The organism is Maritimibacter sp. DP1N21-5, from assembly GCF_019218295.1.
In the GTDB taxonomy this organism is placed as follows: Bacteria; Pseudomonadota; Alphaproteobacteria; order Rhodobacterales; family Rhodobacteraceae; genus Maritimibacter.
Genome location: NZ_JAHUZF010000003.1, coordinates 230,247 through 242,672, shown reverse-complemented (window position 1 = coordinate 242,672; position 12,426 = coordinate 230,247). Strand labels below are relative to the sequence as shown.

The 12,426-nt window shown below is 65.9% G+C and carries 15 protein-coding genes; 8 read left to right on the top strand and 7 right to left on the bottom strand.

The genetic code is table 11. The annotated features are described in order from the left end of the window. Positions 1-53 precede the first annotated feature (53 nt). From serA to KJP29_RS02875, 3 genes are all read left to right on the top strand, one after another. Complete coding sequence (gene serA, locus KJP29_RS02885) at positions 54-1,646, top strand: phosphoglycerate dehydrogenase (protein WP_218462043.1); 1,593 nt, start codon at positions 54-56, stop codon at positions 1,644-1,646. Positions 1,647-1,797: 151 nt separating this feature from the next. Next, positions 1,798-2,526 carry a metallophosphoesterase gene (locus tag KJP29_RS02880; RefSeq protein ID WP_218462042.1) on the top strand — a complete coding sequence of 243 codons (729 nt, stop codon included), beginning with the start codon at positions 1,798-1,800 and terminating at the stop codon, positions 2,524-2,526. After that, positions 2,523-3,320, top strand: a complete 798-nt coding sequence (locus tag KJP29_RS02875; RefSeq protein ID WP_218462041.1) for a hypothetical protein — start codon at positions 2,523-2,525, stop codon at positions 3,318-3,320. Before KJP29_RS02880 ends, KJP29_RS02875 begins: the two co-directional genes overlap by 4 nt. A gap of 13 nt (positions 3,321-3,333) precedes the next feature. On the opposite strand, the gene dapB is transcribed toward KJP29_RS02875, so the two are convergent. Beyond that, a complete protein-coding gene (gene dapB / locus KJP29_RS02870; protein WP_218462040.1) occupies positions 3,334-4,143 on the bottom strand; it encodes a 4-hydroxy-tetrahydrodipicolinate reductase in 810 nt (269 codons plus the stop codon). 72 nt (positions 4,144-4,215) lie between these two features. Here dapB and rbfA point away from each other — a divergent pair, with 72 nt between their 5' ends. Next, complete coding sequence (rbfA, locus tag KJP29_RS02865; RefSeq protein ID WP_218462039.1) at positions 4,216-4,626, top strand: 30S ribosome-binding factor RbfA; 411 nt, start codon at positions 4,216-4,218, stop codon at positions 4,624-4,626. Beyond that, positions 4,626-5,531 (top strand): tRNA pseudouridine(55) synthase TruB, encoded by a 906-nt coding sequence (truB, locus tag KJP29_RS02860; protein WP_218462038.1) that lies wholly within the window; start codon positions 4,626-4,628, stop codon positions 5,529-5,531. Before rbfA ends, truB begins: the two co-directional genes overlap by 1 nt. A 67-nt stretch (positions 5,532-5,598) precedes the next feature. Here truB and deoA read toward each other — a convergent pair whose 3' ends face one another. Continuing rightward, positions 5,599-6,903 carry a thymidine phosphorylase gene (gene deoA, locus KJP29_RS02855; RefSeq protein WP_218462037.1) on the bottom strand — a complete coding sequence of 435 codons (1,305 nt, stop codon included), beginning with the start codon at positions 6,901-6,903 and terminating at the stop codon, positions 5,599-5,601. Positions 6,904-6,979: 76 nt separating this feature from the next. On the opposite strand from deoA, the gene KJP29_RS02850 reads away from it, so the two are divergent. Beyond that, on the top strand, positions 6,980-7,486 hold the full coding sequence (locus tag KJP29_RS02850) for a DUF1643 domain-containing protein (protein WP_218462036.1): 507 nt from the start codon (positions 6,980-6,982) through the stop codon (positions 7,484-7,486). Positions 7,487-7,504: 18 nt separating this feature from the next. Here KJP29_RS02850 and KJP29_RS02845 read toward each other — a convergent pair whose 3' ends face one another. Next, a complete protein-coding gene (locus tag KJP29_RS02845; protein ID WP_218462035.1) occupies positions 7,505-8,797 on the bottom strand; it encodes a calcium-binding protein in 1,293 nt (430 codons plus the stop codon). A gap of 136 nt (positions 8,798-8,933) precedes the next feature. On the opposite strand from KJP29_RS02845, the gene KJP29_RS02840 reads away from it, so the two are divergent. Together KJP29_RS02840 and rpsO are read left to right on the top strand one after the other, a co-directional pair. Continuing rightward, a complete protein-coding gene (locus tag KJP29_RS02840) occupies positions 8,934-9,398 on the top strand; it encodes a DUF5665 domain-containing protein (protein ID WP_218462034.1) in 465 nt (154 codons plus the stop codon). 143 nt (positions 9,399-9,541) lie between these two features. Continuing rightward, on the top strand, positions 9,542-9,811 hold the full coding sequence (gene rpsO / locus KJP29_RS02835) for a 30S ribosomal protein S15 (protein WP_218462033.1): 270 nt from the start codon (positions 9,542-9,544) through the stop codon (positions 9,809-9,811). A 75-nt stretch (positions 9,812-9,886) separates the two neighbouring features. Here the strand turns inward: rpsO and KJP29_RS02830 are convergent, their stop codons facing one another. The 4 genes from KJP29_RS02830 to KJP29_RS02815 form a co-directional block, all read right to left on the bottom strand. Then, on the bottom strand, positions 9,887-10,858 hold the full coding sequence (locus tag KJP29_RS02830; protein ID WP_218462032.1) for a copper uptake system-associated protein: 972 nt from the start codon (positions 10,856-10,858) through the stop codon (positions 9,887-9,889). 33 nt (positions 10,859-10,891) lie between these two features. Continuing rightward, positions 10,892-11,272, bottom strand: coding sequence for a hypothetical protein (locus KJP29_RS02825; protein WP_218462031.1), 381 nt, complete (start codon positions 11,270-11,272; stop codon positions 10,892-10,894). Between the two features lie 68 nt (positions 11,273-11,340). Then, complete coding sequence (locus KJP29_RS02820) at positions 11,341-11,847, bottom strand: DinB family protein (protein ID WP_218462030.1); 507 nt, start codon at positions 11,845-11,847, stop codon at positions 11,341-11,343. Between the two features lie 54 nt (positions 11,848-11,901). After that, complete coding sequence (locus KJP29_RS02815) at positions 11,902-12,426, bottom strand: cytochrome b (RefSeq protein ID WP_218462029.1); 525 nt, start codon at positions 12,424-12,426, stop codon at positions 11,902-11,904.

Here is a 12,426-nt window from a genome sequence, read left to right as displayed (position 1 = left end):
AGCTTTCCCCATGCCTGCCGGACCCTCCGGCACCCGATAGGAAGGACCACACCATGGCCCCCAAAGTTCTCGTTTCCGACAAGCTCTCCGAAACCGCCGTCCAGATTTTCCGTGATCGCGGCATCGACGTCGATTTCCAGCCGAACCTCGGCAAGGACAAGGACAAGCTCCTCGAAATCATCGCCGACTATGACGGTCTCGCCATCCGTTCCAACACCAAGGTGACCGCCGAGGTGCTGGAAAAAGCGACCAACCTCAAGGTCATCGGCCGCGCCGGGATCGGTGTCGACAACGTCGATATCCCTGCCGCCTCCGCCAAGGGCGTGATCGTCGAGAACACGCCGTTCGGCAACTCGATCACCACCGCCGAACACGCCATCGCCATGATGTTCGCCGTCGCGCGTCAGATCCCCGAAGCCGATGCCTCGACCCAGGCCGGCAAATGGGAGAAGTCCAAGTTCATGGGCGTCGAACTGACCGCCAAGACGCTGGGCGTCATCGGCTGCGGCAACATCGGCTCCATCGCCGCCGACCGTGCCAAGGGTCTTCGGATGAAGGTCATCGCCTTCGACCCCTTCCTGTCTCAGGAGCGCGCCGACAAGCTGGGCGTCGAGAAGGTCGAACTTGACGAGCTTCTGACCCGCGCCGATTTCATCACGCTTCACGTCCCGCTGACCGACAAGACGCGCGGCATCCTGAATGCCGAGAACATCGCCAAGTGCAAGAAGGGCGTGCGAATCATCAACTGCGCCCGTGGCGGTCTGGTGGACGAAGCCGCGCTGGCAGAAGCGATCAAGTCGGGCCATGTGGCAGGCGCTGCCTTCGACGTGTTCGAGGTCGAGCCCGCCACCCAAAGCCCGCTCTTTGGTCTGCCCAACGTGGTCTGCACCCCGCACCTTGGCGCCTCGACCACCGAAGCGCAGGAGAATGTCGCCCTTCAGGTGGCCGAACAGCTCTCGGACTACCTTCTCACCGGCGCCGTCACCAACGCGCTCAACATGCCGTCGGTCACTGCCGAGGAAGCCAAGGTCATGGGCCCCTGGATCAAGCTCGCCGGGCATCTTGGCGCCTTCGTGGGCCAGATGACCACCGAGGCGATCAAGGACGTGCAGATCATCCTCGACGGCGTCGCCGCGACGATGAACGTGAAGGCCCTGGAATGTGCCGTGGCCGCAGGCCTCATGAAGCCCGTGAACCCGGACGTGAACATGGTTTCGGCCCCGATCCTCGCCAAGGACCGTGGCATCAAGACCGCGATCACCACGCAGGACAAGACCGGCGTCTTCGACGGCTACATCAAGCTCGTGGTCAAGACCGACAAGCGCGAACGCTCCATCGCGGGCACCGTGTTCTCGGACGGCAAACCGCGCTTCATCCAGATCAAGGGCATCAACATCGACGCCGAGATCGGCGAGCACATGCTTTACACGACGAACAAGGACGTTCCCGGCGTCATCGGCAAACTGGGCGTGACGCTGGGCGAGCATGGTGTGAACATCGCGAACTTCACGCTGGGCCGGTCGGAAGCCGGCGGCGACGCCATCGCGCTCCTCTATGTGGATGCAGCGGTCGATGCCGAAACGCTCGCCGCGCTGAAGGACTCGGGCAAGTTCCAGAACGTCTCGGGCCTCGCCTTCGAGATCTGATGCAGCAAGACAAATGTGGCCGGGCGCGACGTCCGGCCATGCAACACCCCGCGCCCCGGACCCGTTCCGGGGCTTCCTTTTTCGTGACCCGGCGTTTGCACCTGCCCGTCCGATAGGGCATCACGCCTGCGACCAACCCAGGGGGCATCCCATGCGCAGCTATGCCATCGGCGACATACACGGCTACCTCGATCAACTGACCACGGCGCACCGCCTGATCGAAGCGGACCGCGCCCGGACCGGCGACACCGACGCGCCCATCGTCCATGTGGGCGACCTGTGTGACCGTGGCCCGGACACGCGCGGGGTGATCGATCACCTCATGGCGGGGCAGGCGCGGGGCGAGAACTGGGTCGTGCTCAAGGGTAATCATGACCGGATGTTCGCATCCTTCATGCATAGCCCGCCGCGCCGCGATCCCTTGCGCGATGACCTCTTCTGGCTCGATGCACCCTTGGGCGGACGCCGGACGCTTGCCTCCTACGGCGTCGACGCCGACCGTGATGTGATGGATATCCACGCGGAAGCACGAGCAAAGATCCCCGAGGCCCATCTCGAATTCGTGCGCAGTGCGCCCGCCAGCTACCGCCGTGGCGAGGCGTTCTTCTGCCATGCCGGCATCCGCCCCGGTGTGCCGCTCGACGCCCAGTCCGAGGACGATCTCGTCTGGATTCGGGGCGAGTTCCTGACCTCCACGGCTGATCACGGCCCGCTCATCGTCCATGGCCACACCGTGACCGACGCGGCGACCCATTACGGGAACCGCTTGAACATCGACAGCGGAGCGGGATATGGGCAGCCGATCAGCGCCGTGGTCCTCGAGGGCCGCGACGCCTTCCTTCTGACCGAACAGGGCCGAAAGCCGCTCGCACCGCTATGACCAAGATTCCCCGCCGCCTCGCGACCCCGCCCTTCGAGCGCAGCCTGCTCGACTGGTGGGCGGAGGACTACGACCATGTTTTCATCGCGCTGAACCCGTTCTTCCGCGTGCCGGGCTATTCGCCCGAAACGGCGGCCTATGGCCCGGTGCATTTCGACCGCGAGGACCTTTCGCCCGAGGAAGCAGTCGATAATCCGCCGGTGCGCCCCAATGAAGCGCCCGAGGAATTCGAGCTTCTGATCAAGGACACCGGCACCCCGGTCACCTGGGCCGAAGTGCAGGACAAGCTCGCCGTCCGCGACAGCGAGAAATTCCGCCGGACCGTCTGGCTCTGGACGCTGGAAAGCGACCGCGCTGATTGTGACGACTACATCGCGGGCAGCCTAGACCGTCTTGCCGCACGCGGGCTTTACCGGCCGGAAGAAGACGTGATGCCGATCATCCTCGAACCGGCCATCCACCGTTTCCTGACAGCGCTCGGGATCGAGGAGGTGACGCTCTGGAACGAATGGCGCGACGAGCAGATGACATGCCCGACCGAAGCCTTCGCGCGGGGCGAGGGCCCTGTGACGCTGCCGCAAAGCCGGGTCGCCGCGATTTCCTGCGACGCGCCGCGCCTGCTCATGGCCTGGACCCATGACGGGGTGGAAGGTTTCATCTGCATGTCGGACGAGGCGCGCCGCGCCTGCCCGCCCGAGAGTGTTTTCGAGGGCGATTACGCCGGCGTCGCGACCTATCCCGACTGGCTCAATCCGACCAGCTTCTTCGACCGGGTCCAGCCGGTTTTCAACTGACCCCCGATTGGGCCTAGAGCCCGAGCACGTCCATCATGTCGTAAGCGCCCGGTTTCCGCCCGGTGCCCCAGAGCGCGGCCTTGACCGCGCCGCGTGCGAAAATGGCCCGGTCCGTCGCCACATGGCGCAGGATGATCCGCTCGCCAGCCCCCGCGAAGATCACGTCGTGCTCACCCACGATGTCGCCGCCCCGGATCGCGGAATAGCCGATGTGGCCCTCCTCGCGTGCGCCGGTGATCCCGTCGCGGCCCCGGTCGGCCACCTCGTCATGGCGCACGCCACGCCCCCGTGCGGCCGCCTCACCCAGCATGAGCGCCGTGCCCGACGGTGCGTCGACCTTGTGCTTGTGATGCGCTTCCACGATCTCGATATCGAAATCGACGTCCAGAGCCCGCGCGACCGTCTCGGTCAACTTGGTCAGGAGGTTCACCCCGAAAGACATGTTTCCGGCCCGCACGATCACTGCATGGCGCGCGGCGGCATCGAGCTTGGCAATATCGGATTCGTCCAAGCCCGTCGTCCCGATGACATGAACCGCCCGCGCCTGCGCGGCGATTTCGGCCAGGGCGACCGTCGCCGCCGGCGCGGTGAAGTCGATCACCGCTTGCGCCCGCGCCATCGCCTCGAGCGGGTCGTCGGTCACATCGACGCCCAGCGCCGCCCCGCCCATTGCCGTGCCCACGTCACGCCCGACCCAGTCGTGACCAGGCCGTTCCAGCGCTCCGACGAGCCGGCAGGCAGAGTTTTCCGAGACGAGCTTGACCAGCATCTGGCCCATCCGGCCCGACGCTCCGTTCACCACGATCCCCGGTATCTCGCTCATATCGTCCTCCATTCACCGTCTTCCCCCCTAGCCCCTGTTGCGCAATTCCGCAATCGGCACTACATCGCGCCCATGTCGAACAAAGGCTCCTCCTCGGGCGCGGGTCCGTCCCAGCGCCAGCTCCGCGTCGGCGAGGTCATTCGCCGCGCCATGTCCGAAACCCTCATGCGCGGCGAAGTGCATGACCCCGACCTCAACCGGCTCAACATCACGGTGACCGAAGTGCGCATGTCGCCGGACATGTCCGTGGCCACCTGTTTCGTGATGCCTCTCGGCGGCAAGGGCGCGGAGGAGGCGGTCAAGGCGATGGCGCGCAATGTGGGCGAGCTGCGCCGGATGGTGGGCCGCGTGACCAAGCTCAAGCATACGCCCGAGCTGCGATTCAAGCTCGACGACACCTTCGACCGGATGGAAGCGACCCGCAAACTCTTCGACAACGAGACCGTGAAACGCGATCTCGAAGCGGGCAAAGAGGAAGACTGATGGGCCGCCGCAAGAAGGGTCGCGACGTTCACGGCTGGATCGTCGTGGACAAGCCCGCCGGTATTTCCTCGAATGCCGTGGTGATGAAGGTCCGCTGGGCCTTCGACGCGAAAAAAGCCGGACACGCCGGCACGCTCGACCCCGAAGCGACAGGCGTGCTCGCCGTGGCGCTGGGCGAGGCGACCAAGACCGTCCCCTACATCACCGACGCGCTCAAGGCCTATCGGTTCACGATCCGGCTCGGCCAGGCGACGAACACCGACGATGCCGAGGGCGAGGTGATCGCGACCAGCGACGCGCGCCCTTCGGACGACGATATTCGCGCCGCGCTGCCACAATTCACCGGCGATATCGAACAGGTGCCTCCTAAGTTCTCCGCGGTGAAGATCGACGGCGAACGCGCCTACAAGCTCGCCCGCGAGGGCGAGGAGGTCGAAATCGACCCGCGCCCGCTCTTCGTCGAAAGCCTCGTCCTGATCGACCGGCCCGATGCCGATCACGTCACGCTCGAGATGACCTGTGGCAAGGGCGGATACGTGCGCGCCATCGCCCGCGATCTGGGCGCGGCGCTCGGCTGTCACGGCCATGTGCGTGAATTGCGCCGCATCTGGTCGGGGCCCTTCGTGGCCGAGGAGGGTGTCAGCATGGAACGGATCGAGGAACTCGCCCGGACCGACGAGATCGACGCGCTCCTGCAACCGATCGAAGAAGGGCTGACCTCGCTCCCCGAGCTTCGGACCACGCCCGAAGGCGCGACCCGTCTGGCCCATGGCAACCCCGGCATGGTCATCGCCTCCGACGTGGACTATGGCGAAGAATGCTGGGCCAGCTACGAGGGCCGCCCGGTGGCCGTCGGGGTCTACAAGGCGGGCGAACTTCACCCCTCCCGCGTCTTCAACCTCTGACGCCGCCCTTTCATCTTTCCCGAAATACTCTAGGGGAGCTGCCGCAGGCAGCGGGGGGCAATGCCCCCTAGTCGATGATCTTCAGGACCGGATCGCCCTGCTCGGGCGCGTCACCAATCCTGTAGGCACGCCGAACCGCCGCTTCCGCCGCCCGGAACCCGGCCTCGTCGCGCGCGTGGATGGTGCATAGCGGCGTGCCCACCGCGACCGCCTGTCCAAGATCGAGAAGCCCCGTGATCCCCACCGCCGGGTCCACGTCGTCCGATGCCTTGCGCCGTCCACCGCCTAGCTCAACCACGGCAAGCCCGATGCCCCGCGTGTCGATCCGGGCCACGTGCCCCTCCACCGGCGCCGCAATGTCGCGCACCAGCGGCGCCTTTGGCAGGTGATCGTCGTAGCGCGAGACGAAATCCGAAGGCCCGCCCAATGCCGCGACCATCCGGCCAAAGACCTCGGCCGCGCGCCCGTCTTCGAGCGCGGCGCGCGCTATGGAGAACCCGGTGTCGCGATCGTCCGTCACCCCGGCGAGCGACAGCATTTCCCCGGCCAGCGCCAGAACCACCCATTCGAGCCGGACGTCCCGGTGCACCCCGGTCAGGAACTCGACCGCATTGCGAACCTCGACCGCGTTGCCCGCATCACGCGCGAGCGGCTGGTCCATCGCCGTGACCAAAGCGTTGCAGGGCATCCCGGCGGCCCGGCTCACCCCCACGATGCTTTCGGCGAGTTCCACCGAGCGTTCATAGGTCGGCATGAAAGCCCCGTTCCCGGTCTTCACGTCCATGACCAGCGCGTCGAGGCCCGCCGCCAGCTTCTTGGACAGGATCGACGCCGTGATGAGCGGCACGCTTTCGACCGTCGCGGTGACATCCCGGATGCCATAAAACCGCTTGTCAGCAGGCGCGAGCGCCGTCGTCTGGCCGATGATCGCGCAGCCGACCGATCCCACCACTTTGCGGAAGCGTTCGTTGTCGGGCACCGCGTCATAGCCCGGAATGCTCTCCATCTTGTCGAGCGTGCCCCCGGTATGCCCCAGCCCCCGGCCCGAGATCATCGGCACATAGGCCCCGCAAGCCGCCACGATGGGAGCGAGCATCAGGCTCACGTTGTCGCCCACGCCGCCCGTGGAGTGCTTGTCCACCACAGGGCCATCTAGGTCCCAGCGGAACACCTCGCCCGAATCGCGCATGGCGAGGGTGAGCGCCGCCGCTTCCTCCCGGCTCATGCCCTGGAAATAGGTCGCCATGGCGAAGGCCGCGACCTGCCCTTCGCTGGCGCTCTCATCCGTGATGCCGGTCACCATGGCGGCAATCTCGGCCTCGGTCAGAGTCTCGCCGTCGCGTTTCTTGCGGATGATTTCAGAGATCAGCATGTCGCCACTCTGACCGATCGGTAAATTTCCGCAAGGGCGGGTTGCGGGCGGGCGGCAAGCGGGCGAAAACCACGTCATGATCACCCGTGAGCATACCAAGGCTGACGCGCCGTCCGTGGCGACCTATTCCGACTGTGAACGCTACCGCTACATGCTCACACGCACCTGGGATGCCACTGGTCGGCGCGCGCTCTTCGTCATGCTGAACCCGTCGACCGCGACCGAGGTGCAGAACGATCCGACCGTCGAACGCTGCGAACGGCGGGCGCGGGCGCTTGGCTTCGGGTCCTTCCGGGTGCTCAACATCTTTGCCTGGCGCGACACCGACCCGAAAAAGATGCGCGCCGCCGGCGATCCTGTAGGGCCCGACAACGATGCCGCCATCGTCGCCAGCACTGAATGGGCGGATCAGATCGTCTGTGCCTGGGGCGCCCATGGTGCGCATCTGGACCGGGGCCCAAAGGTCGAGGCGCTGCTTCGCACCACGGGCAAGCCGCTCTACCACCTCGGGCTGACCAAAGACGGCCACCCGAAGCATCCGCTCTATATCGGCTATTCCCAGCAGCCCGAGCTTTGGACCTAGCCGGCTGGAGACGCACAGTCAGAACCGGTCCGGCATGACCTCGACCAGAACGTCAGCCAGCGTCACATGGGGCGCCCCGCGGAGAAATGCCACCACACCCCCATCCACCGTCACTACCGCATCCGCGCCGTCGTCCGAGGGCGTGACGGCGACCTCTGGCGCGACGTAGCCAGCGCCCGGGTTCAACTCGACGCGCAGGAAATCGGTGCCCGGCACGAAGTCGGTGATGTCGGCGAAACCGGCACCCTCCATGGGGTCGAAGTAGAGGATGAAGCTGTCCACGCCCTCGCCCCCCGTGGCCACGTCCTCGCGCCCCATGATGAGCGTGTCGTCGCCCACACCCCCGTCGAGCACGTCTGCCGCACCGTCCAGATGCCAGTCGAACCGCGACGTGCCCCAGGCCACGTCTTCCTCGACCCGGCCAAGATGGTCGATCACGTCGTCGCCCGCCCCGCCGAAGAGCTGGTCCGCACCATAGCCGCCGCGCAGGTGGTCATTGCCGTCGCCGCCGGCGATCCGGTCGTCATCCTGCTGGTCCGCACTGGCGGCGTCATGGGTGCCGCCCGACAGCACGTCGTCGCCCGACCCGCCCGCGACCACATCGTCGCCACTGCCCCCGTCCAGAAAGGCAGCGCCCTCGCCAGCGGCCAGAAGGTCGTTCCCGGTCCCGCCGAACAGGGCCGCGGTCCCGTCGCCGCCGACAAGGATATCGTCCCCTGCCCCGCCGAACCCGTAGAGCGCGCCGTCTCCGCCGAGGATCGCGTCGGTGCCTGCGCCGCCCTCGACCACGGTCACGCTGCCACCGGACAGGATCGGTGTGCCGTCGTGATCGGCAAGGATGCCAGCGCCATTCCCCGCGGTCGCGTCGCGTGGCGCATCCCACAGGTCGGTGCCATCGGTCAGGGCGATATCCTGCGCTATCCCGATCATGTGCGGGAGGTCGGCGGTCCCGAGCGAAAAATCGCTTTCCGCCAGCATCAGTCGTTGCAGCGCCGTCAGGTCGCCGGGTCCCGGCAGCCCCTCGCCGGGCGCGTCGGTGGGCGTCACAACGGTGGCAGGATCCACATCGGTCACGGGTCCCGGCGCGCCATCGTCGGTGACAGGCAAGAGCACGCTGTCGGGGTCCACCAGTTCCACCGGTCCCGGTTCGCCGTCCCCGGTTTTCGGATACAGGACTTCGGACAGATCCACCGTCCGCACCTGATCAAGCTCGCCCTCCGGCAGGGGATCGTCTTCCCCCATGTCGCCCATGAAGGACCCGCCCAGAAACAGAAGGGGCACCAGCCCCAGAAGAAGAAATGCAATCCCCATCGTCCCGACCCCCGAATACGATGAACCTTCCTACCATGCCGGGATTTCAGAATTCTTTAAATGGTTGTTAACATTCAAGGTTAACGCGTTGCGCCCACTACCCGGCGCCGTATAGCCTTGGCGCGAAAGGGTGCCGATGACCGACAAGACCAAAGACACGCGCGATATGAGCCCGAGCGACCTGAGCCGCGAGGTCAATGCCCTGCGTGCCGAAGTGGCCAAGCTCAACAACCATCGCTACATCCGGCTTCACGACAGCCCCATGAAACTGGGCCTGTTCCAGCTCTATCGCGGCCTGGCCTTCGGCTTCGGATCGGTCGTGGGCGCCTCCATTCTGGTCTCGCTCGCGGCCTTTTTCCTGTCGCAGATCGACTTCATCCCGATCATCGGCGACTGGGCGCTCGAATTGGCCAAGGAAATCGACGCCGACAACGCCGAAAGCTATGGCGTGAACGAAGAGGCGGGCGATTCCCCGGCCAGCGCCGACAACCCCGACGACGAAGAAGCCGCCGCGGACAACCCCTCGCCGGGTGCGACGGATCAGAATGGCGACCCGGGGGCTTCGGATTTCGGCATCAACGCGCCCGACACGACCGAGTGAGAGGCGAATAATTCCTTCCCTTCCGCGGGGAATCCCCCTATACGCGCGCATCCGGCCCGCCCATGCGGGACGGAAACTCCATGGGCCCTGCTGGACGACATCCCGGCTTGTGCCATCACTCTAACCTGCAAAAGGAGACCCCGATGTCGATCACGGTTGAAGAAAAAGAACGCCTGATCAAGGAATTCGCGACGAAAGAAGGAGACACCGGTTCGCCCGAAGTTCAGGTCGCCATCCTGACCTCGCGTATCACGACGCTGACCGAGCACTTCAAGACCCACAAGAAGGACAACCACTCCCGTCGTGGCCTTCTCATGATGGTCGCCCAGCGCCGTAAGCTTCTCGACTACCTCAAGGCCAAGGACGAGGCTCGTTACACGAACCTGATCCAGCGTCTCGGTATCCGCCGCTAAGCCGGTCGAAACCCTGAATACGGAACGCCCGCTCCTTCGAGCGGGCGTTTTCGTTTCTGGCGGGTCGTCAGACCGTCAATGCGTCGCGTGGTGTCCCCCGGCCCCGATCTCGACGATTCCCTCAAACTGGTTCAGCTCGGCGGTGATCGCTTGAGGAAGTCCTGCCTCCGCCCGCGCCGTGGCTTCGATGAGAGACACGGCGAGCTCCCGCGACAGGCCGAAGCGTTCATAGGTCGACGAATGGAGCAGCTCGTCTCCGGCACAGGCGACGATCATCCAGCCTGCCTCGCCCTTGCGCAGAAAGGCGCGGCCGCCGGTCCCGTCCTGCCGCCATCCGGCCACCGCCTGATCCCCCTCGATCGTCACGGGCGCGACTGAGAGCGGAGCCTCCGGACGGTCGAACTCCGCCTTCATGATCGCTTCGATCTGTTCGGCATCGGGCAGGCCGGACAGGTCCATCGCGGCCAGGCCGTGGCCGGCATGGTCCATCGTGTCATGGTCCATCGTGTCATGGTCGAGCGCGGAGTGATCGGCGCCATGGTCCATCGTGTCGTGATCCATTCCGTCGTGATCCATTTCGTCGTGGTTCTCGGGCGCATCCTCGCGGGTCTCGACGTTGAAGACGACCTCGACACGTCCGGCTTGTTCAAAGACCAGTGTGGCGGGGATCTTCTCGCCGTCTTCCCAGGGGTCACCGCCGAGCCCCATAAACATGACGTGGAATCCGCCGGGGGCGAGCGCGACCGTTTCACCGGCGGGAATGTCGATCCCCTCCACATGGGTCATGGTGGCCACGCCGTCCTTTTCTTCGGAGAGGTGCAGCATGACCCGGTCGAAATCGGCCTCGACCGCGACGAGCCTGTCCGGCGTCTCTCCCTCGTTGACGAGGGTCAGGTAACCCCCAGCCGACATCGCGGTGGGCGGCGCCTCGAAGGCATAGGGATGCTGGATCTGGATATTGCCCGCCTTGAACTCATGGGCAAGGATCGGGGTGGCGGCGGATGCCGCAAGGAATGCGCCGAGAAGCGCGGTGGTAAGCGTTTTCATGATGTAGCCTCTGATGGAATTGGAACGTTCGGATCAGAGAAGACGGGGCGGCCCCCGGCTGTCATAGGGCGAAAAGCGCTCGCCCAGACCTGCCTCGCTCTTTGCGTAGTGCGCCTCGACCGGCCGCAGCGTCAGCGGGACCTCAGCTCCCGGCTGGTCGGAAGGCGCAACCGCCACCGCTGCCAGGGCCACCCAGGCGCAAAGGTCCGCCTCTGGCGCGGTCTCGGCCGGACCATCCCCGACCGGAACCGGCACGCCATCTGCGCCCATCCGCACTTCGAGCGGGCCGGTCCCGGTGCAAAGCACCATGGTCATGCCGTCGCCGGTCCAGCCCGGCATGATGCCGCGTGGCAACAAGCCGATCGACAGGATCAGCACCAGCGCCAGGGCACGGGGGATGAGGGACAGGGTCATGGCGCGCGTTTCGGGGTTCACGCGAGGGTTCTAGGACCTCGCCCCCGACCGCGCAATCCATCAGTGCGTCAGACGGGATCGTCCATGAGCATGAGGTCGGTATCCTCCGGGATGACCCCTGCGGCGGTCAGCATGGCGTGGATCTGGCCCCGGTGATGGGTCTGGTGATTGAAGACATGCGTCACGATGAAGGATCGCGCCTCGGTCACCTGGCGTTTCTGGATGCCGGAATACCATGTGAGCGGCACCGCGAAGGCGGCCTCGTCCATCGCATGGGCCCAGGCCTCGATCATCCCGTCCATCTCGGCCCGCTCCTGGCGAAACCTGTCCCAGTCGTCCGTCGCATTGGCCGGGGGCCGCGTCGCCGGGGCGTCGACCTGACCCGGCGCGAGCCGCGACATCCACATCCGGTCGGCCCAGAGGATGTGCAGGAAGGTCGCCTCGATCGACCCGAAGAAAGCACCGCGATCCAGCCGGCGCGCGTCTTGCGAAAGCCTGTCTGCGGCGGCGATCAGGCTGTCGTTCTGCCAGGCGTTGTAACGGGCCATGCGGCGGGCGAGGTCGGTGTGGGACATGGGGCCTCCTTGTTTATGCGTGGGACACTAGCCGCCACACGCGATGGCGTCACCTCACGACCCGGCCACCATGCGCCCGAGCGTCCCGTCCCGCCGGTGAAGCGCGCCGGCTACGTGAAGCACCAGCAGGGTCGCCATCAGCTTGGTCAACGCCGCATGGAGCGCGAAGTACCGGTCTTCCAGAACCTCCGACGCGGGCAGCGGTGCGGGAAGGGTCACGCCCCAGACCTGCACCTCGATCCCGCTCGCCGCACTGGCCACGAAGCCGGTGATCGGCACCACCAGAAGGAGGAGGTAGAGCGCCAGATGGACCACGCGGGCGAGCGCCGTCTGCCAGCCGTCGCCCATCGGACCGGGCGGCGGGCTGATCCGGTGCCAGACGAGCCGCACAACCACCAGCGCCCAGATCGTCACGCCGATCGACTTGTGGAGACTGAAAAGCCAGTAGTTTGAGAGGCCGACCTCCATCCGGGCGATATAGGTCCCGAAGCCCAGCATCCCGATGACGCCCAACGCGATGATCCAGTGGAGCACGCGGGTCACCGGGCCGAAACGTTGCGCGTCATTGCCGAGTTTCAT

Bases quoted from the DNA above. Each gene is read 5' to 3' on its own strand.
- dapB (WP_218462040.1), bottom strand. From the start codon at position 4,143: ATGAGCGAGATACCGGGGATCGTGGTGAACGGAGCGTCGGGCCGGATG.
- KJP29_RS02845 (WP_218462035.1), bottom strand. From the start codon at position 8,797: ATGGGGATTGCATTTCTTCTTCTGGGGCTGGTGCCCCTTCTGTTTCTG.
- KJP29_RS02875 (WP_218462041.1), top strand. From the start codon at position 2,523: ATGACCAAGATTCCCCGCCGCCTCGCGACCCCGCCCTTCGAGCGCAGC.
- truB (WP_218462038.1), top strand. From the start codon at position 4,626: ATGGGCCGCCGCAAGAAGGGTCGCGACGTTCACGGCTGGATCGTCGTG.
- KJP29_RS02815 (WP_218462029.1), bottom strand. From the start codon at position 12,426: ATGAAACTCGGCAATGACGCGCAACGTTTCGGCCCGGTGACCCGCGTG.
- serA (WP_218462043.1), top strand. From the start codon at position 54: ATGGCCCCCAAAGTTCTCGTTTCCGACAAGCTCTCCGAAACCGCCGTC.
- rpsO (WP_218462033.1), top strand. From the start codon at position 9,542: ATGTCGATCACGGTTGAAGAAAAAGAACGCCTGATCAAGGAATTCGCG.
- deoA (WP_218462037.1), bottom strand. From the start codon at position 6,903: ATGCTGATCTCTGAAATCATCCGCAAGAAACGCGACGGCGAGACTCTG.
- rbfA (WP_218462039.1), top strand. From the start codon at position 4,216: ATGTCGAACAAAGGCTCCTCCTCGGGCGCGGGTCCGTCCCAGCGCCAG.
- KJP29_RS02840 (WP_218462034.1), top strand. From the start codon at position 8,934: ATGACCGACAAGACCAAAGACACGCGCGATATGAGCCCGAGCGACCTG.
- KJP29_RS02880 (WP_218462042.1), top strand. From the start codon at position 1,798: ATGCGCAGCTATGCCATCGGCGACATACACGGCTACCTCGATCAACTG.
- KJP29_RS02820 (WP_218462030.1), bottom strand. From the start codon at position 11,847: ATGTCCCACACCGACCTCGCCCGCCGCATGGCCCGTTACAACGCCTGG.
- KJP29_RS02830 (WP_218462032.1), bottom strand. From the start codon at position 10,858: ATGAAAACGCTTACCACCGCGCTTCTCGGCGCATTCCTTGCGGCATCC.
- KJP29_RS02850 (WP_218462036.1), top strand. From the start codon at position 6,980: ATGATCACCCGTGAGCATACCAAGGCTGACGCGCCGTCCGTGGCGACC.
- KJP29_RS02825 (WP_218462031.1), bottom strand. From the start codon at position 11,272: ATGACCCTGTCCCTCATCCCCCGTGCCCTGGCGCTGGTGCTGATCCTG.